The sequence below is a fragment of the Rosenbergiella sp. YN46 genome (genome assembly GCF_036620675.1).
In the GTDB taxonomy this organism is placed as follows: Bacteria; Pseudomonadota; Gammaproteobacteria; order Enterobacterales; family Enterobacteriaceae; genus Jejubacter.
Genome location: NZ_JAZHEE010000028.1, coordinates 19,173 through 37,864 on the forward strand (window position 1 = coordinate 19,173; position 18,692 = coordinate 37,864).

The following is an 18,692-nucleotide window of genomic DNA, read 5'->3' on the forward strand; positions in this document are numbered from 1 at the left end:
TGATGTCGTCACCGCGCTAAATGGAGCAAAGAATGCAGTTTTCCAAAATGCATGGCCTTGGCAACGATTTTATGGTCGTCGACGCGGTAACGCAGAATGTCTTTTTCTCCCCTGAGCTGATCCGCCGTCTGGCGGATCGCCATCTGGGAGTGGGGTTTGATCAGCTACTGGTGGTCGAGCCACCTTACGATCCCGATCTCGATTTCCACTATCGCATCTTTAATGCTGACGGCAGCGAAGTGTCCCAGTGCGGCAATGGCGCTCGCTGTTTTGCGCGTTTTGTGCGTCTGAAAGGGCTGACCAATAAGCGGGATATCCGGGTCAGCACCGCCAAAGGGCGCATGGTATTGAGCGTCACCGAGAATGAGCTGGTGCGGGTAAATATGGGCGAGCCGGACTTCGAACCTGCCCAGGTGCCGTTTCGCGCCAATAAAGCGGAGAAAACCTATATCCTGCGTGCTGCTGAACAGACGGTGCTGTGCGGGGTGGTTTCTATGGGCAACCCCCATGCGGTCATTACTGTGGATGATGTAGATAGCGCACCAGTCGAAACGCTGGGGCCAGCCATGGAAAGCCACGAACGGTTTCCCGAACGCGCCAATATCGGCTTTATGCAGGTGGTCAACCGCCAGCATATTCGCCTGCGGGTGTATGAGCGCGGTGCTGGCGAAACCCAGGCCTGCGGCAGCGGCGCCTGCGGCGCGGTGGCGGTTGGGATTCAGCAAGGTTTATTACACGAGCAGGTGCGTGTCGATTTGCCCGGCGGGCGGCTCGACATCGCCTGGAAAGGGCCCGGTAATGCGTTGTATATGACCGGGCCGGCGACCCATGTTTACGATGGATTCATACACCTATGAAGAACGCCGGTGAACAGCAGGAGAGCCTGACGGAACTGGATGACAGCGCGGTATGCGAATACCTGCTGCGCCATCCCGATTTCTTTATTCGCAATGCCCATAGTGTCGAACAGATGCGGGTGCCGCATCCGGTACGCGGCACCGTTTCGCTGGTGGAGTGGCATATGGCCCGGGCGCGTAACTATATCGACCAGCTGGAACAGAACATCGGTCTGCTGATGGAGCAGGCCAGCGTCAATGAGGGGCTGTTTTCCAGTTTGCTTAAATTGCAGGGGCGACTGTCTTCGGCCGGGAGCCTGGAGGAATTGCTGAATCGCCTGCATCGCTGGGCGCGGGAACTGGGGCTGGCCGGAGCCCACATTCGGCTCTTTCCAGAACGCTGGCGCATTGGCGCGCCGTCCAGTTTTACCCATCTTGCCCTGCCTCGTCAGGCGTTCGAGCCGCTGCGCATTCAGCGTTTTGGCGATGAGCGTCACTATCTGGGGCCGCTGAACGGCCCTGAACTGCTGGTAATGCTGCCGCAGTCGATGGCGGTGGGGTCGGTGGCGATGTCCCTGATGGGGCGCGACGGCGATCTGGGCGTAGTGATCTTTACCAGCCGCGATCCCCAGCATTATCAGGCAGGGCAGGGGACGCAGCTGTTGCAGGCGCTGGCGCAGATGTTACCGACGGTGCTTGAGCGCTGGATCGAACGGCTGTGAGTCTGCAAAATAGCGTCGAGCGTTTTTTGCGCTACCTGAAGGTGGAGCGTCAGCTTAGCCCGGTCACGCTGCTTAACTATGGTCGCCAGCTGGAGGCTATTGTCCGAATGCTGGAACAGCGCGGCATACATGAATGGTCGTGTTGCGACGTTGCCGTCGTGCGTTCGCTGGCGGTCAGTAGTCGACGCGATGGCCTACAGGCCGCAAGCCTTGCCCTGCGTCTGTCGGCGCTGCGCAGCCTGCTGGACTGGCTGGTCAGCCAGGGTGAGCTTTCCGCAAACCCCGCCCGGGGCGTTCAGGCGCCGAAGGCGCCACGTCATCTGCCGAAAAATATCGAAGTGGATGACGTTAACCGTCTGCTGGATATCGACATCAACGACCCGCTGGCGGTGCGCGATCGGGCGATGCTGGAGACGATGTATGGCGCCGGGCTGCGTCTTTCCGAACTGGTGGGGCTGAACCTGAAAGATCTGGATTTGGCCAGCGGCGAAGTCTGGGTGATGGGAAAGGGCAGCAAGGAGCGGCGCCTGCCTGTTGGCCGTAGCGCCGTCGCCTGGATTGAACACTGGCTCGATCTGCGCGAACTGTTCGGGCCGGAAGACGACGCGCTGTTTCTGGCGCGTCAGGGGAAACGCATCTCGACCCGTAATGTGCAGAAGCGTTTTGCTGAATGGGGCGTGAAGCAGGGATTGAACGCGCACGTACACCCTCATAAACTGCGCCACTCTTTCGCGACCCATATGCTGGAATCGAGTGGAGATCTGCGTGCGGTGCAGGAACTGCTGGGGCATGCCAATCTCTCCACAACTCAAATCTATACTCATCTTGATTTCCAGCATCTGGCTGCGGTTTACGATGCCGCCCATCCACGGGCCAAACGAGGGAAACACTGATGCATTTTTATCGTCCGCTGGGGCCCATTGCGGCATTAACCTTCGATTTGGATGACACACTTTACGATAACGGCCCGGTGATTCAGCGTACCGAGCAGGAGTCGCTGGACTTTATTCGTCGTTACCATCCCGAGCTGCGTGAATTGTCCGGCCCGGCGTTCCTGCAACTGCGTCAGCAACTGCGTCAGGAAGAGCCGGATATTTTTCATGATGTCACCCGCTGGCGCTGGCGAGCAGTCGAACGCGTAATGCGTCAGGCGGGCCTGGCGCCGCAGGCGGCTGCCAGGGGCGCCGACGACGCCATGGAGAATTTTGCCCAGTGGCGCAGCCGTATCGATGTGCCGCAGGAGACCTTTGATACCCTGGCGCGGCTGGCGGAAAAGTGGCCGCTGGTGGCCATCACCAACGGCAATGCCGATCCTGAACTGTTCGGACTGGGGGACTATTTCCGCTTTGTGCTGCGGGCCGGGCCGGACGGGCGTGCCAAGCCGTTCGCGGATATGTATCTGCGGGCGGCGGAAAAGCTGGCGCTGGCGCCGGAACAGATTCTGCACGTGGGCGATGATTTAACGACCGACGTGGCGGGAGCGATTCGCAGCGGCGTTCAGGCCTGCTGGATCAATCTTAATCAGCGTTCGCTGATGCGGGCTGGCGATGCCCGGCTGTTGCCGCATCTGGAAATTTCGCGGTTGGCATCCCTCAGCGCGCTGATATAATTCAGCCAGCTCTGTATAAAAACCCAGGGGTCTGCGGACTCCGTTTTCACTATTTCGGCGGTGCCAATGGACGTTTCTTACCTGCTCGACAGCCTCAACGATAAACAGCGTGATGCCGTGGCCGCGCCGCGCAGCAATATGCTGGTGCTGGCCGGGGCTGGTAGCGGTAAGACCCGCGTTCTGGTGCATCGCATCGCCTGGCTGCTGACGGTGGAAAACTGCTCACCCTATTCCATTATGGCGGTGACCTTTACCAACAAAGCGGCGGCGGAGATGCGTCACCGTATTGGCGAACTGGTCGGCACCAGCCAGGGCGGCATGTGGGTGGGCACCTTCCACGGGCTGGCGCACCGTCTGTTGCGCGCCCACCATATGGATGCCGGACTGCCCCAGGATTTTCAGATTCTGGACAGTGAGGATCAGCTCAGACTGCTTAAACGTCTGATCCGCGCCATGAATCTGGACGAAAAACAGTGGCCGCCGCGTCAGGCAATGTGGTACATCAACGGCAAAAAAGACGAGGGACTGCGTCCGCATCACATCGAAAGCTACGGCAATCCGGTGGAGCAGACCTGGCAAAAGGTGTATCAGGCCTACCAGGAAGCCTGCGATCGCGCCGGGCTGGTGGATTTTGCCGAACTGCTGCTGCGCGCCCACGAGCTATGGCTTAACAAACCGCATATCCTTAACCACTACCGCGAACGTTTCACCAATATTCTGGTGGATGAATTCCAGGACACCAACAGCATTCAGTACGCCTGGATCCGACTGCTGGCGGGGGATACCGGAAAGGTGATGATAGTCGGTGATGACGATCAGTCTATCTACGGCTGGCGCGGCGCCCAGGTGGAAAACATTCAGCGTTTTCTGAATGATTTCCCCGGCGCCGGGACTATCCGCCTGGAGCAGAACTACCGCTCCACCAACACGATTCTGAGCGCCGCGAACGCCCTGATTGCGCATAACGCCGGGCGACTGGGGAAAGAACTCTGGACCGACGGCAGCGACGGTGAGCCGATCTCGCTCTACTGCGCCTTTAACGAACTGGATGAAGCCCGCTTTGTGGTCAACCGGATCAAGGCCTGGCAGGAAGGGGGTGGCCCGCTCAGCCAGTGCGCCATTCTTTACCGCAGCAATGCCCAGTCGCGCGTGCTGGAAGAGGCACTGCTTCAGGCAAGCATGCCTTATCGCATCTATGGCGGCATGCGCTTCTTCGAACGTCAGGAGATCAAAGACGCGCTCTCTTACCTGCGGCTGATCGCTAACCGTAACGACGACGCGGCTTTCGAGCGTGTGGTTAACACCCCGACCCGTGGTATTGGCGATCGCACTCTGGAAGTGGTGCGCCAGACAGCCCGCGACAGCCAGTTGACGCTGTGGCAGGCCTGTCGTCAGCTGTTACAGGCACGCTCTCTGGCCGGGCGCGCCGCCTCTGCGCTGACGCGCTTTATGGAGCTTATTGACGCTCTCGCTCAGGAGACGGCGGATATGCCGCTGCACGTTCAAACCGACCGGGTTATCAAAGATTCCGGACTGTGGATCATGTACGAGCAGGAAAAGGGCGAGAAAGGCCAGACGCGCATCGAAAACCTGGAAGAACTGGTGACGGCGACACGCCAGTTCAGCTACCAGGATGAAGACGAAGATTTGCTGCCGCTTCAGGCTTTCCTTTCCCATGCCGCGCTGGAGGCCGGTGAAGGTCAGGCGGATACCTGGCAGGATGCCGTACAGCTAATGACGCTGCACTCCGCCAAGGGCCTGGAGTTCCCGCAGGTCTTTATTGTCGGAATGGAAGAAGGGATGTTCCCGAGCCAGATGTCGCTGGATGAAGGCGGGCGTCTGGAAGAGGAGCGTCGGCTGGCCTATGTGGGGGTGACCCGTGCGATGCAGAAGCTGACCATCACCTATGCCGAAACCCGTCGTCTGTACGGTAAAGAGGCGTATCACCGCCCGTCGCGCTTTATCGGCGAGCTGCCGCCGGAGTGCGTGGAAGAAGTCCGGCTGCGCGCCACTGTCAGCCGGCCGGTCACCAGTCAACGCACCACCACGCCGCTGACCAGCAACGACACCGGCTATACTCTGGGGCAACGCGTTCGCCATCCGAAATTTGGCGAAGGAACTATCGTTAATCTGGAAGGGAGCGGAGAACACAGCCGCATTCAGGTTGCCTTTCAGGGGCAGGGGATCAAATGGCTGGTTGCGGCCTATGCGCGCCTGGAGACAGTATAAATCCGTCTGTTGACGCTTTGTTGAGGCTGGCGTAACATGCGCGCACGATTACATTAAGAGGACAATCGCCTTGGACACACCCAGTAGATACTGGCTCAATTACCTGGTTCCCAGGTACAACTCCTAAGGCTTTCCTCTTATGCTGATGGCCTTAGCGGTTGTCGGCGACCCGTCATTTTTCCTGTCGCTCTGAGTCAGTCACGTTGAATGGTCATGCCGTGACCGTTTCTGTGTGCCCCGCGAACTTGTCCTGATTTTCTGCATTGGGAGTTCTGGTCATGCTGAGCGCATTTCAACTGGAAAAAAACCGTCTGTCCCGTCTGGAACTGGATGAGGATGCCCCTCTGAACAACTCCGTCTGGGTCGATCTTATCGAGCCAGAAGAGGAAGAGCGCCAGCGCGTACAGACCGAGCTGGGGCAGAGCCTGGCTACTCGCCCGGAGCTGGAGGATATCGAAGCATCAGCCCGTTTTTTTGAAGACGAAGACGGACTGCATATTCACTCCTTCTTCTTTTATGAAGATGCCGAAGACCACGCCGGTAACTCGACGGTGGCGTTCACTATTCGCAACGATCGTCTGTTTACCCTGCGCGAGCGTGAACTGCCTGCTTTTCGGCTTTATCGTATGCGCGCCCGTAACCAGCAGATGGTGGATGGCAACGCGTACGAACTGCTGCTGGATCTGTTTGAAACCAAAGTGGAACAGCTGGCGGACGAGATCGAAAACATCTACAGCGATCTGGAAAAGCTGAGTCGGGTCATTATGGAAAAGCAGCAGGGTGATGAGTACGACGAAGCGCTCTCCACCCTGGCAGAGCTGGAGGATATCGGCTGGAAGGTGCGGCTGTGCCTGATGGATTCTCAGCGAGCCCTGAATTTTCTGGTGCGCAAGACGCGGCTGCCGGGCAACCAGCTGGAGCAGGCGCGCGAGATCCTGCGTGATATCGAGTCCCTGCTGCCGCACAATGAATCGTTGTTCCAGAAGGTAAACTTCCTGATGCAGGCGGCTATGGGTTTTATCAATATCGATCAGAACCGCATCATCAAGATCTTCTCAGTGGTTTCGGTTGTGTTCCTGCCGCCAACGCTGGTGGCGTCCAGCTACGGGATGAACTTTGAATTTATGCCGGAGTTGCACTGGAGCTTTGGCTATCCAGGGGCTATCGTGCTGATGATTCTGGCGGGGCTGGCGCCGTATCTTTACTTCAAACGCAAAAACTGGCTGTAATCGTTTCAGGCATAAAAAACTGACGGGTGTGAACTGCACCCCAAAAGTTGGATAGTGCCCGATATGAAGCTGGTAACTCTGACCGGGCGAGGCAGTATTAGTCTGGCGAAGGCGTTTTACCCCGGAACATAATCTGTGTACAAAAATGTACAACCTTTGTCGTTTCTGCCAAATCGATGGGTATCATCGTTCGGATTAGTGATGGTTGTTCACTCTGGAATGGTGAATGTGGGTGATTAAGCCGTTAAGGGCAGGGAGCCACGGCTCCCTGCCCTATAACATGTCAGACAGCCGTGTTTTTACGCAGCCGTCCCTGGGTGTAGATGGCATCCATAATGAATAGCGCCAGTGCGGCCCAGATAAAGGCGAAGGTTACCATCTTATCGGCTCCCGGCGTTTCGCCGTAGAATATCACCGCCAGCAGGAACATCAGCGTCGGGCCAATGTACTGGAAGAAACCCAGCGTCGACAGCCGCAGGCGCGTCGCGGCGCCGGTAAAGCACAGCAGCGGCACGGTGGTTACAATACCCGCCGCTATCAGTAGCAGATTCAGCGACAGAGGATTATTACCCATATGGCTGGTGGGGCTGTCGGCAATACCAAACAGATAGATTGCCGCGACCGGCAGCAGCCACAGCGTTTCGATCAGCATGCCGGCGCTGGCGTCTACCGCGATTTTCTTACGTAGCAACCCATAGAAGGCAAAGCTGAACGCCAGCCCCAGGCCGATGATGGGCAGTGAGCCGAAACTCCAGAGCTGCACCAGTACGCCGCATATTGCCAGCGTTACTGCCAGCCATTGCATACGACGAAAGCGTTCGCCCAGAAACAGCATTCCCAGCAGTACGTTCACCAGCGGATTAATAAAATAACCGAGGCTGGCTTCCAGCATATGATGATTATTTACGGCCCAGATAAACAGCAGCCAGTTGCCGCCGATAAGGACAGCGGTTAGCGCCAGTCCCAGCGCTTTTTTCGGCGTTTGGGTGATAGCGCGGACCTTTTTCCACTGGTGTCCCAGTGAAACCAGGGCCACCATAAAGAAAAACGACCAGATAACGCGGTGCGTCAGAATCTCGTCGGCCGGAACATAATCAATAAATTTAAAGTAGGCAGGGGCTATTCCCCATATAAAATAAGCGGCAAGGGCCAGCATAACCCCAAGCCGCGTCTGTTTTGCATCCATAACCAACCCTGAAGGAAAAACGGCGCTGAAAAAGACGCCAGAAGGATCCACACCATATAAGCCGTTAGCCGTACTGGCAAGTGCGTCGTGTTTTACATTCAGGCAGTTTTTTGCTCTTGAGCAGGATAAATCCCGGTAGTATTGACATACCGACCCGGGAATCTTTGCAATTTATTAAGAATCTGCTGGTAATTTGCATGAGGTAAATCTGTAGAATGCAGTCAGGAAAAAACATTAACCTTTTAGTTGTTCAGGAGAACAGTGCCAATGCGCAAATTGTTGGGTGGTGTGGTAGTGGCAGGCTTACTGCCTTATGCGGCAATCGCAGAGGAAGCGACAATCTCAGAGGTACATGATAAACCCGCGGTACGTGGCAGCATTATCGCTAACCTGCTGCAGGAACATGAAAATCCCTTCACGCTTTATCCTTACGACAGTAACTATTTACTTTATACCTATACCGATCGGATTAATAAAAAGGCCATTGATTCCTATGACTGGGGTCATGATGCTAAAAAGGATGAAGTCAAATTCCAGCTGAGTCTGGCTTTCCCTATCTGGCGCGGTATCGCTGGCGATAACTCCGTACTGGCTGCCTCTTACACTCAGCGCTCCTGGTGGCAGCTTTCCAATAGCGATCACTCTTCGCCGTTTCGTGAAAATAACTATGAACCGCAGCTGTTCCTGGGCTTCGCTACCGACTATGAGTTTGCTGGCTGGACGTTACGTGACGTTGAATATGGTTTTAACCACCAGTCTAACGGCCATTCCGATCCGACATCACGTAGCTGGAACCGCCTGTATACCCGCCTGATGGCCGAAAATGGAAACTGGCTGGTAGAGGTGAAACCCTGGATTACCGTAGGCGATAAAGACGATAACCCCGATATTACGAAGTATATGGGTTATTATCAGCTGCGCGTCGGTTATTCCCTGGGCGACCTGGTGATGAGTGCCAAAGGGCAATATAACTGGAACACCGGTTACGGCGGTGCGGAACTGGGTCTGAGCTACCCCATAACCAAACACGTGCGTCTCTACGGTCAGGTTTATAGCGGCTACGGCGAGTCGCTTATCGATTACAACTATAACCAGACGCGCGTAGGTATCGGCGTTATGCTGAACGACATCCTGTGATGCGAGCCGTATAGAAGAAAATCATCACGACAGGATAAATCATTGCAGTTTGACTCACAGGCGCTGACAATAGCGCCTGTGTTTTTTTAGTTGATGGGGGGCGCGTGGCGCAGGCGGAAGTTATCAATCAGGAGCGGCTTGCGGCGCAGGTGCTTCAGGAAACCTTCGGCTATCAGCAGTTCCGCCCGGGCCAGGAGACCATCATCAACACGGTGCTGGAAGGGCGGGACTGCCTGGTGGTGATGCCCACCGGCGGCGGTAAGTCGCTCTGTTACCAGATCCCCGCGCTGGTATTGGGCGGCATAACGGTAGTGGTTTCGCCGCTTATCTCCCTGATGAAAGATCAGGTCGACCAGCTTCAGGCGAACGGCGTGGCCGCCGCCTGTCTGAACTCCACCCAGAGTCGCGAAGAGCAGCAGTCGGTACTGGCGGGATGCCACAGCGGTGAGGTGCGCCTGTTGTATATCGCGCCTGAGCGCTTGATGATGGATAACTTCATCGAGCGGCTCAGCCACTGGAATCTGTCGCTGCTGGCGGTGGACGAAGCGCACTGTATTTCCCAGTGGGGGCACGACTTCCGCCCCGAATATGCCGCTCTGGGCCAGCTACGCGCCCGTTTGCCGCAGGTGCCTTTCGTGGCGCTGACCGCCACCGCGGATGACACCACCCGGCGTGATATCGTCCGCCTGCTGGGACTGAACGATCCCCTGATTCAGGTCAGCAGCTTCGACCGTCCCAACATCCGCTATATGCTGATGGAGAAGTTCAAACCCCTCGAACAACTGATGCGCTACGTGCAGGAGCAGCGCGGTAAGTCCGGTATTATTTACTGCAACAGCCGTTCGAAGGTGGAAGATACCGCCGCTCGTCTGCAAAGCCGGGGAATTAGCGCCGCGGCCTACCATGCGGGGCTGGATAACGCCGTACGCGCCGACGTGCAGGAAAAATTCCAGCGTGACGATTTGCAGATCGTGGTGGCGACGGTGGCCTTCGGTATGGGCATCAATAAACCCAACGTGCGCTTCGTGGTGCATTTTGACATCCCCCGTAATATCGAATCCTACTATCAGGAGACTGGCCGTGCAGGGCGCGATGGCCTGCCTGCCGAAGCGATGCTGTTTTACGATCCGGCGGATATGGCCTGGCTACGTCGCTGCCTGGAAGAGAAGCCCGCCGGGCAGTTGCAGGACATAGAACGCCACAAACTCAACGCCATGGGGGCTTTTGCCGAAGCGCAGACCTGCCGCCGCCTGGTGCTGTTGAATTACTTCGGGGAAGGGCGCCAGGAGCCTTGCGGCAACTGCGATATTTGTCTCGATCCCCCACGCCGCTACGATGCGCTGGTGGATGCTCAGAAGGCGCTCTCTACCATTTATCGCGTCAACCAGCGCTTTGGGATGGGCTATGTGGTGGAGGTATTGCGCGGGGCCAATAATCAGCGCATCCGTGAACTGCAGCATGACAAACTGCCGGTCTATGGAATCGGTCGGGATCACAGTCATGAACACTGGGTGAGCGTGATCCGTCAGCTGATCCACCTGGGGGTCGTGACCCAAAATATCGCCAGCCATTCGGCGCTTCAGTTGACCGAAGCGGCGCGTCCGCTACTGCGCGGCGAATCGCCGCTGATGCTGGCAGTGCCCAGGGTGCAGGCTCTGAAACCCCGGGTGAGCCAACGAGCGACGGCCAGCAATTACGATCGTAAGCTGTTCGCCAAACTGCGTAAGTTGCGTAAAGCGATTGCCGATGAAGAGAATATTCCGCCGTACGTGGTGTTTAACGATGCGACGTTGATTGAGATGGCGGAACAGATGCCGTTAAGTCCTGGTGAGATGCTCGGTGTTAACGGTGTGGGCACCCGCAAGCTGGAACGCTTTGGTCGCCCGTTTATGACGCTGATTCGCGAACACGTCGACGGGGACGATGAGCAGGACGGCTATTCCCCTTTTGCCTGAGCCGGACTGGTCTGGGCCATAAGCGCGTGCTATGGTGAATTCTCTCTGATTTATTCCTGAGCGTTTCTATGTTGATGCTATTTTTGACGGTGGCGTTGGTGCACATTGTGGCGCTGATGAGCCCCGGGCCGGACTTCTTTTTTGTTTCCCAGACCGCATTAAGCCGCTCGCGCAAAGAGGCTATGCTTGGCGTGCTGGGTATTACCGGCGGCGTTATGGTCTGGTCGGCGCTGGCGCTGCTGGGGCTGAACCTGCTACTGGCGAAAATGGCCTGGCTGCACACCATCATTATGGTGGGCGGCGGCCTTTATCTGTGCTGGATGGGGTGGCAGATGCTGCGCGGCGCTCTGAAGCGGCGCGGCCAGGTGACGGAAGATGAGCCGCAGGTGGCGCTGGCGCATGGTGGAAAAAGCTTTATTAAGGGCCTGCTGACTAACCTGGCGAACCCTAAAGCGATTATCTATTTCGGCAGTATCTTTTCGCTGTTTGTCGGTGACAGCGTCGGTACTTCCGCGCGTTGGGGGATCTTTGCGCTGATTACCCTGGAAACCTTCGCCTGGTTTACTCTGGTAGCCAGCGTTTTCGCGCTGCCTAAAATGCGCTACGGCTATCAGAAACTGGCGCGCTGGATAGATGGTGTGGCCGGCGCCCTGTTTGCCGGATTTGGCGTTCATCTTATTATTTCCCGTTAGAGTCTCCCACATCAGGGAAGTGGCGACGGTGGCACCACTCATAAGGTTCTTTCGTCACCTCCCTTTTATGCCAGAATAGAAAAACGTTGGCGGCATGCGGAGGCGCAACAGGGTCTATGTCACAGCACAGAGAGCGCTGGTTAAAAAGGGAAAAAACGTTCGCGGCATTTGCTATGGGGCCTCTGGCGGCGTTCTGGCAGCAGCGGGAAGAGTGCGAACTGGCGGGGGTGGACGGCATTGCATTACGCTTTGTACGTTTTCGTTCCCCGCGTCACGATCGGGTGATCCTGGTCTCGCCGGGGCGCATCGAAAGCTATGTGAAGTATGCCGAGCTGGCCTACGACCTGTTTCATTGCGGCTTCGATGTATTGATCCTCGACCATCGTGGGCAGGGACGATCCGGGCGAATGCTCTCCGATACCCACCGGGGTCATGTGGTGCACTTCAGCGACTATGTAGACGATCTTGAACTGCTGTGGCAACGCGAAATTGCGCAAGGCCCGTGGCGTAAGCGCTATGCGCTGGCCCACTCAATGGGGGGCGCTATCACCACGCTGTTTTTGCAGCGTAATCCCCGCGCATTTGATGCCGTGGCGCTCTGCGCGCCGATGTTTGGTATCATCATCCGGCTCCCGGACTGGATGGTGCGTCATCTGCTGGACTGGGCGGAAGGGCATCAGCGGGTGCGGGAGGATTATGCGATCGGAACCGGTCGCTGGCGTCCGCTGCCGTTCGCGCTGAACGTGCTAACCCATAGCCGGATTCGCTATCGTCGCAATCTACGGTTTTACGCCGATGAACCCGGGCTGCGGGTGGGCGGCCCTACCTGGCACTGGGTGCGTGAAGGCATTCTGGCCGGGGAGCAGGTGCTGGCTGGGGCCGCTGAGACAACAACGCCCATGCTGCTGATACAGGCGGAAGACGATCGGGTGGTGGATAACCGCATGCACGATCGTTTCTGCGAACTGCGGGCCGATGCGGGAGCTCCCTGTGAGGGGGAAAAGCCGTTAATGATTAACGGCGCATGGCACGAGATCCTGTTTGAAAAGGACGCTATGCGAGCCGAGGCGCTGAATGCCATTGTCGATTTTTTCGACCGCCACAATGAATGATTTGATAAATAAGGTAGAGTTTTCTTTATGTACCCAATTATTGCGTCCGATCTGGACGGCACGCTGCTGTCCCCCGATCACCGCCTTTCTCCTTACGCTCGGGAGACGCTGCAACTGCTGACCGAACGCGGTCTGCACTTTGTTTTCGCGACCGGACGCCACTATATCGATGTCGGGCAGATCCGCGACGGCCTGGGGATTCGCGCCTGCATGATCACCTCTAACGGTGCCCGGGTGCATGATGCCGACGGTAAACTGATCTTCTCCCATAATCTGGATCAAGAGATCGCCAGCGACCTGTTCGCCATGAAGTATCAGGATCCTGCAATCGTCACTAATGTCTATCGTGACGACGAATGGTTTATCAGCCGGCATCGTCCGGAAGATATGAAATATTTTCAGGAGGCGGTGTTCCGCTATAACGTTTACCAACCAGGCCTGCTGGCGCCGGAAGGTGTGAGTAAAGTCTTTTTCACCTGTGAAGATCACGACAAGCTGCTGCCGCTGGAGCAGGCGATTAATGCGCGCTGGGGCGATCGGGTGAACGTCAGCTTTTCTACTATTACCTGTCTGGAAGTGATGGCCGGTGGCGTTTCGAAAGGTCACGCTCTGGAAGCGGTAGCGAACGGCATGGGCTATTCGCTTGCGGACTGTATCGCTTTTGGCGACGGCATGAACGATAAAGAAATGCTGACCATGGCCGGCAAGGGCTGCATTATGGGAAATGCTCACCAGCGTCTGAAGGATCTGTTGCCGGAGCTGGAAGTGATCGGCACCAATGGCGATAACGCCGTGCCACATTATCTGCGCCGACTCTGCCTGGGCAATGACTGACTTAGCAATGTGATTGGGTTATTTCTGGTCACTTGTCAACCAAATAGTCGCGCCTGCGCCAGTAGGCTTCGCTACAATGGCCTCTTTTCCCGGCGAAGAGGCCGTTAATTTTGGCATTACTCATCATTACCACAATTTTGTGGGCATTTTCCTTTAGCCTGATCGGCGAATACCTTGCCGGTCATGTAGACAGCTACTTTTCCGTGCTGATGCGGGTGGGGCTGGCAGCGCTGGTGTTTCTTCCGTTTCTGCGCGTCCGCGGCTATCGCCTGAAAACCCTGGGGCTGTATATGCTGGTAGGCGCGATGCAGTTGGGGATTATGTACCTGCTGAGCTTCCAGGCTTATCTGTATCTGACGGTATCGGAATTCCTGCTGTTTACCGTCCTGACACCGCTGTATATCACGCTGATTTATGATTTGATTAGCGGCCGAGGGCTGCGCTGGGGCTATGTGCTGAGCGCGTTACTGGCAGTGGTGGGGGCGGCAATTATCCGCTATGACCACGTCAGCGACCACTTCTGGACCGGACTGTTGCTGGTTCAGCTGTCCAACATTAGTTTCGCCATTGGCATGGTGGGTTATAAGCGAATGATGGAGGTCGACCCGATGCCGCAGCACTGCGCCTTTTCATGGTTCTATCTGGGGGCGTTTATCGTCGCATTACTGGTCTGGGGCGTTCTGGGTAATCCCCAGAAGCTTCCGGAAACGTCGTTACAGTGGGGCATTCTGGTATGGCTTGGCGTGGTGGCCTCGGGCCTTGGCTACTTTATGTGGAACTACGGTGCCACTCAGGTGGATGCGGGAACCCTGGGGATCATGAACAATATGCATGTTCCGGCGGGGCTACTGGTGAATCTGGCTATCTGGCAGCAGCAGCCCCACTGGCCGAGTTTTCTTACTGGAGGAACGGTGATAGTGCTTTCTCTGTGGGTACATCGCCGTTGGGTCGCTCCGCACTCCGCACAAACGGCAGGTGATCGCAGGCGTGATTGCGCGCCGAGCGAATAAAGGCCTGGGTTACCGGTTGACGCTGCTCGCCGTCGCGCACGGCGGCGTAGAGCCGGCTCCACAGCCCCTGGCCCAGGGTTTTTGTCACCACCAGTCCCTGGCGTTCAAAACTTTCCACCACCCAGTGCGGCAGGGCGGCGATGCCCATCCGCGCTGACACCATCTGAATCAACAACAACGTATTGTCCACGTGCTTAAGCCCCGGGCTGATACCCGCTGGCTGCAGGAAGTGGCGCCAGATATCCAGGCGGCTGCGCTGTACCGGATAAATCAGCAGGGTTTCGTCGCTGAGATCGGAAGGCTGAATTTGTGATTCGCCCGCCAGCGGATGGTTGGTAGCCAGCACCAGACGTACCTCGAAATCGAACATCGGCGAATAGTGAAGGCCGCTGCGTGGCAGAATATCAGAAGTGAGAACCAGATCCAGCTCTCCCTGCTGCAGGGCAGGTTGGGGATCGAAGGTTACGCCGGAACGAAAATCCATCTCTACTTCAGGCCACTGCTGGCGGAATACCTCCAGCGCTGGCGCCAGCCATTGAATACAGCTGTGGCATTCAATGGCGATCCGTAGCCGGGTCTGCTGCGGTTCATGGCAGGCCTGAAGCGCCTGGCCGATTTGCGGCAACACCTGCTCTGCCAGGCGCAACAGAATCTCGCCCTGGGGCGTAAAGCGCAGCGGCTGGCTTTTACGGACGAAAAGGCGAAAGCCGAGTCGCTGTTCCAGGGAGCCTAACTGATGCGAGAGCGCCGACTGCGTCTGATGCAGTGTGGCGGCCGCACCGGCCAGGGAGCCGTTGTTGCGCAGGGCCAGTAGCGTACGCAGGTGTTTTATCTCAATCATGAAAGTCCTTCACTTCGGCATGAACATTTTGCGCTTGAGGAATATACAGTATCGGGGAAATATGGATGTGTAAACATCTGGACGGCTAAAAATCCATTGTCTTTCGACCTACAGATGCGTTGGCTGCGTCTGCTTACTCCGGTTACTTACTTAATAAGCTCCTGGAGATACGCATCCTTACCGCCTTTCTGTAGTCCGAAATACCGTGGATTCCATCATAAGAGGCGATAAGACAATGACCATCCGCAACCATACCCTTGGCTTCCCCCGTGTAGGCCTGCATCGCGAACTGAAGAAAGCGCAAGAGAGCTACTGGGCCGGCAACAGCAGCCGTGAAGCGCTGCTGGAAACCGGTCGTGAACTGCGCGCCCGCCACTGGCAGCAGCAGAAAGACGCCGGTATCGATCTGCTGCCGGTGGGGGATTTCGCCTGGTACGATCAGGTGTTGACCACCAGCCTGATGCTGGGAAATGTACCGGCGCGTCACCAGAATGCCGATGGTCAGATTGATATCGATACCCTGTTTCGTATCGCCCGCGGTCGTGCGCCGAGCGGCGAACCTGCGGCGGCGTCGGAAATGACCAAGTGGTTTAACACCAACTACCACTACATCGTGCCGGAATTCACTCGTGGCCAGAATTTCCGCCTGGCCTGGACTCAGTTACTGGAGGAAGTGGACGAGGCGCTGGCTCTGGGCCACAGCGTGAAGCCAGTGCTGCTGGGGCCGGTGACGTATCTGTGGCTGGGCAAGGTTAAAGGCGAAGCCTTCGATCGCCTGTCGCTGCTACAGGAGCTTCTGCCCGTTTATCAGCAGGTACTGGCTGAGCTGGCGAAACGCGGTATCGACTGGGTACAGATTGATGAACCGGCACTGGTGCTGGAGCTGCCTCGCGAATGGCTGGATGCTTACCAGCCTGCCTATCAGGCGCTGGCGGGTCAGGTCAAACTACTGCTGACCACCTACTTTGAAGGTATTACACCGAATCTGGAAACCATTGCCACGCTGCCGGTGCAGGGGTTGCACGTCGATCTGGTTCATGGCCGCGATGATGTGAATATCCTGCACCAACGCCTGCCAGCCGACTGGCTGCTCTCTGCGGGGCTGGTGAACGGTCGTAACGTCTGGCGCGCCGATCTGACGGAAAAACAGGCGCAGATTAAAGGCCTCATCGGTAAACGTGAGCTGTGGGTGGGATCGTCCTGCTCACTGCTGCACAGCCCCATCGATCTCAGTGTGGAAACCCGCCTGGACGAGGAGGTGAAAAGCTGGTTTGCGTTCGCGCTACAGAAGTGCCACGAGCTTAGCCTGCTGCGCGATGCGCTGAACAGCGGTGACAGTGCCGCCATCAGTGAATGGAGCGCGCCGATTCAGGCTCGTCGCCACTCCAGCAGGGTACATAACGCTGCGGTAGCGAAGCGGCTGGCCGCTATCAGCGGACGCGACAGCCAGCGCACTAATCCTTATCCGGTTCGGGCGGAGGCCCAGCGTGCGCGCTTTAAGCTGCCCGCCTGGCCGACAACCACCATTGGCTCATTTCCACAGACCACTGAGATCCGCGGCCTGCGCCTGGACTTCAAAAAGGGGCGCCTGGATGCCGGCAACTACCGTACCGGTATCGCAGAGCACATCAAACAGGCCATTCAGGAACAGGAGCGTCTGGGGCTGGATGTCCTGGTGCATGGAGAAGCCGAGCGTAACGACATGGTCGAATACTTTGGCGAACATCTGGATGGTTTCGTCTTTACCCAGAATGGCTGGGTACAGAGCTACGGCTCCCGCTGCGTGAAGCCGCCGATTGTGATCGGAGACATCAGCCGCCCGGAACCTATTACCGTTGAGTGGGCGACTTATGCCCAGTCTCTGACCGACAAGCCGGTAAAAGGTATGCTGACCGGCCCGGTCACCATTCTCTGCTGGTCATTCCCGCGCGAGGATGTGAGCCGTGAAATCATCGCGAAGCAGATTGCCCTGGCCCTGCGCGACGAAGTGGCCGATCTGGAAGCGGCGGGCATCGGCATCATCCAGATTGATGAACCGGCACTGCGCGAAGGGCTGCCGCTTAAACGCAGCGACTGGCAGGCTTATCTGGAGTGGGCGGTGGACGCGTTCCGCCTTAATGCGGCGGTGGCGCGTGACGAAACCCAGATTCATACCCATATGTGTTACTGCGAATTTAACGACATCATGGACTCCATTGCCGCGCTGGATGCCGATGTGATTACCATTGAAACTTCCCGTTCGGATATGGAGCTGCTGGAATCTTTTGAGGAGTTCGAATACCCGAATGAGATCGGGCCTGGCGTTTACGATATTCATTCGCCTAACGTGCCGGATGTAGCCTGGATCGAAGCGTTACTGAAGAAAGCGGCGCAGCGTATTCCTGCCGAGCGTTTGTGGGTGAATCCGGACTGTGGTCTGAAGACGCGCGGCTGGCCAGAAACCCGCGCGGCGCTGGCGAATATGGTTCAGGCTGCGCAGAACCTGCGTAACGCCTGAGTTCGTTTTGACAGGAAAAGCTCGCCCCCGTTCAGGAAGAACGGGGGCTCTTTTTTATATGAAAAAGAGATAAGTAATCTGGTGCCGCTCTGTTTTCTTATTCCCATGACTATTTCTTGATGTCAGCTCGGCGATATGATAATCAAATATATGGACGGGTGCAGGGTATATATTTATGGAGCCTAAAGAAGGGCGCCTTACTTTCAGGGCAGAAGGTAATAATCAGCAAGGTAGTATGTATTTTTCACGAGTTATTCACGATCCTGGCATATCAGGAGTTGCTGTTGAAAAAGCAAAAAAGATAGCAAAAGGCGTGAAACTATCACATTGTCAGGCAGAGAAGTTTGTTAGGGATGAAAAGGATAATATAGGTTCTATTACTGAATCTCAGCAGCTAAGATTGTTTGAGATAACATATTTAAAATATCTAAATGATTCAATCAGGTTTTATAACAAATATAAATCCAGGGAGTCCGTCAGTTGGCAACAGCTTAACATTGTATTAAAAGATGTTTTTGTTGATATGAAATACCAGGGGAGACTCCGGGCTGATATGGTCCCGGTGTTTGGCCGGAATAAAGATAGAGATATTGTTAATATGATTCGTGCAGACGGTAGGTTACTATCAGATGAACCAGCGCGTAATAGAGTGAGATATATTATGGAGGGGAGGTGATGTGCCGGTTTGTTATCTATTTTTTATTATGTGTTCCGACTTTTATTGTCAGGGCGTCAGTTAATGAAGATTATTTCAAACAAGAAGCACTTGATAGTTGTTATCGGAAGCCCATGTCGGCTGCGGT

At 56.3% G+C, this 18,692-nt stretch carries 17 protein-coding genes; 15 read left to right on the top strand and 2 right to left on the bottom strand.

The window, feature by feature from the left end; genetic code table 11:
* Positions 1-32 precede the first annotated feature (32 nt).
* From dapF to corA, 7 genes are all read left to right on the top strand, one after another.
* Positions 33-857, top strand: coding sequence for a diaminopimelate epimerase (gene dapF, locus V3W49_RS17045; RefSeq protein WP_500147080.1), 825 nt, complete (start codon positions 33-35; stop codon positions 855-857).
* Positions 854-1,558, top strand: a complete 705-nt coding sequence (locus V3W49_RS17050) for a DUF484 domain-containing protein (RefSeq protein WP_500147081.1) — start codon at positions 854-856, stop codon at positions 1,556-1,558. Before dapF ends, V3W49_RS17050 begins: the two co-directional genes overlap by 4 nt.
* Positions 1,555-2,451 carry a tyrosine recombinase XerC gene (gene xerC, locus V3W49_RS17055; RefSeq protein ID WP_500147082.1) on the top strand — a complete coding sequence of 299 codons (897 nt, stop codon included), beginning with the start codon at positions 1,555-1,557 and terminating at the stop codon, positions 2,449-2,451. The genes V3W49_RS17050 and xerC overlap by 4 nt, the downstream gene beginning before the upstream one ends.
* On the top strand, positions 2,451-3,167 hold the full coding sequence (gene yigB, locus V3W49_RS17060; RefSeq protein WP_500147083.1) for a 5-amino-6-(5-phospho-D-ribitylamino)uracil phosphatase YigB: 717 nt from the start codon (positions 2,451-2,453) through the stop codon (positions 3,165-3,167). Before xerC ends, yigB begins: the two co-directional genes overlap by 1 nt.
* Positions 3,168-3,233: 66 nt before the next feature.
* Positions 3,234-5,396: a DNA helicase II gene (gene uvrD / locus V3W49_RS17065; protein WP_500147084.1), complete on the top strand. Its 2,163-nt coding sequence runs from the start codon at positions 3,234-3,236 to the stop codon at positions 5,394-5,396.
* Positions 5,397-5,466: 70 nt separating this feature from the next.
* A complete protein-coding gene (ysgD, locus tag V3W49_RS17070) occupies positions 5,467-5,523 on the top strand; it encodes a YsgD/CorL family protein (RefSeq protein ID WP_500147133.1) in 57 nt (18 codons plus the stop codon).
* Between the two features lie 151 nt (positions 5,524-5,674).
* Entirely contained in the window at positions 5,675-6,625 is a 951-nt protein-coding gene (gene corA / locus V3W49_RS17075) for a magnesium/cobalt transporter CorA (RefSeq protein WP_500147085.1), read from the top strand.
* A 283-nt stretch (positions 6,626-6,908) separates the two neighbouring features.
* On the opposite strand, the gene rarD is transcribed toward corA, so the two are convergent.
* Positions 6,909-7,811: an EamA family transporter RarD gene (gene rarD, locus V3W49_RS17080; protein WP_500147087.1), complete on the bottom strand. Its 903-nt coding sequence runs from the start codon at positions 7,809-7,811 to the stop codon at positions 6,909-6,911.
* Positions 7,812-8,078: 267 nt separating this feature from the next.
* Here rarD and pldA point away from each other — a divergent pair, with 267 nt between their 5' ends.
* The 6 genes from pldA to V3W49_RS17110 all read left to right on the top strand — a co-directional run bounded on the left by pldA (position 8,079) and on the right by V3W49_RS17110 (position 14,551).
* A complete protein-coding gene (gene pldA, locus V3W49_RS17085) occupies positions 8,079-8,948 on the top strand; it encodes a phospholipase A (RefSeq protein ID WP_500147089.1) in 870 nt (289 codons plus the stop codon).
* Between the two features lie 104 nt (positions 8,949-9,052).
* Positions 9,053-10,903 (top strand): ATP-dependent DNA helicase RecQ, encoded by a 1,851-nt coding sequence (recQ, locus tag V3W49_RS17090; RefSeq protein ID WP_500147091.1) that lies wholly within the window; start codon positions 9,053-9,055, stop codon positions 10,901-10,903.
* A 68-nt stretch (positions 10,904-10,971) separates the two neighbouring features.
* Positions 10,972-11,595: a threonine export protein RhtC gene (gene rhtC / locus V3W49_RS17095; RefSeq protein ID WP_500147092.1), complete on the top strand. Its 624-nt coding sequence runs from the start codon at positions 10,972-10,974 to the stop codon at positions 11,593-11,595.
* Positions 11,596-11,711: 116 nt separating this feature from the next.
* A complete protein-coding gene (pldB, locus tag V3W49_RS17100; protein WP_500147093.1) occupies positions 11,712-12,707 on the top strand; it encodes a lysophospholipase L2 in 996 nt (331 codons plus the stop codon).
* Between the two features lie 27 nt (positions 12,708-12,734).
* Entirely contained in the window at positions 12,735-13,541 is an 807-nt protein-coding gene (yigL, locus tag V3W49_RS17105; RefSeq protein WP_500147094.1) for a sugar/pyridoxal phosphate phosphatase YigL, read from the top strand.
* Between the two features lie 110 nt (positions 13,542-13,651).
* Positions 13,652-14,551 (top strand): carboxylate/amino acid/amine transporter, encoded by a 900-nt coding sequence (locus V3W49_RS17110; protein ID WP_500147095.1) that lies wholly within the window; start codon positions 13,652-13,654, stop codon positions 14,549-14,551.
* Here V3W49_RS17110 and metR read toward each other — a convergent pair.
* On the bottom strand, positions 14,439-15,392 hold the full coding sequence (gene metR / locus V3W49_RS17115; RefSeq protein WP_500147096.1) for an HTH-type transcriptional regulator MetR: 954 nt from the start codon (positions 15,390-15,392) through the stop codon (positions 14,439-14,441). The genes V3W49_RS17110 and metR overlap by 113 nt on opposite strands.
* Positions 15,393-15,627: 235 nt before the next feature.
* Between metR and metE the strand changes: the two genes are divergently transcribed.
* A complete protein-coding gene (gene metE, locus V3W49_RS17120; protein ID WP_500147097.1) occupies positions 15,628-17,889 on the top strand; it encodes a 5-methyltetrahydropteroyltriglutamate--homocysteine S-methyltransferase in 2,262 nt (753 codons plus the stop codon).
* 175 nt (positions 17,890-18,064) lie between these two features.
* Positions 18,065-18,565, top strand: a complete 501-nt coding sequence (locus V3W49_RS17125) for a DUF8812 domain-containing protein (protein ID WP_500147099.1) — start codon at positions 18,065-18,067, stop codon at positions 18,563-18,565.
* The last annotated feature ends 127 nt before the right edge of the window (positions 18,566-18,692 follow it).

Excerpts from the sequence above, each read along its gene's own strand:
- uvrD (WP_500147084.1), top strand. The coding sequence starts at position 3,234 with ATGGACGTTTCTTACCTGCTCGACAGCCTCAACGATAAACAGCGTGAT.
- V3W49_RS17050 (WP_500147081.1), top strand. The coding sequence starts at position 854 with ATGAAGAACGCCGGTGAACAGCAGGAGAGCCTGACGGAACTGGATGAC.
- yigB (WP_500147083.1), top strand. The coding sequence starts at position 2,451 with ATGCATTTTTATCGTCCGCTGGGGCCCATTGCGGCATTAACCTTCGAT.
- rarD (WP_500147087.1), bottom strand. The coding sequence starts at position 7,811 with ATGGATGCAAAACAGACGCGGCTTGGGGTTATGCTGGCCCTTGCCGCT.
- dapF (WP_500147080.1), top strand. The coding sequence starts at position 33 with ATGCAGTTTTCCAAAATGCATGGCCTTGGCAACGATTTTATGGTCGTC.
- metR (WP_500147096.1), bottom strand. The coding sequence starts at position 15,392 with ATGATTGAGATAAAACACCTGCGTACGCTACTGGCCCTGCGCAACAAC.
- pldB (WP_500147093.1), top strand. The coding sequence starts at position 11,712 with ATGTCACAGCACAGAGAGCGCTGGTTAAAAAGGGAAAAAACGTTCGCG.
- metE (WP_500147097.1), top strand. The coding sequence starts at position 15,628 with ATGACCATCCGCAACCATACCCTTGGCTTCCCCCGTGTAGGCCTGCAT.
- corA (WP_500147085.1), top strand. The coding sequence starts at position 5,675 with ATGCTGAGCGCATTTCAACTGGAAAAAAACCGTCTGTCCCGTCTGGAA.
- V3W49_RS17125 (WP_500147099.1), top strand. The coding sequence starts at position 18,065 with ATGGAGCCTAAAGAAGGGCGCCTTACTTTCAGGGCAGAAGGTAATAAT.
- pldA (WP_500147089.1), top strand. The coding sequence starts at position 8,079 with ATGCGCAAATTGTTGGGTGGTGTGGTAGTGGCAGGCTTACTGCCTTAT.
- yigL (WP_500147094.1), top strand. The coding sequence starts at position 12,735 with ATGTACCCAATTATTGCGTCCGATCTGGACGGCACGCTGCTGTCCCCC.
- rhtC (WP_500147092.1), top strand. The coding sequence starts at position 10,972 with ATGTTGATGCTATTTTTGACGGTGGCGTTGGTGCACATTGTGGCGCTG.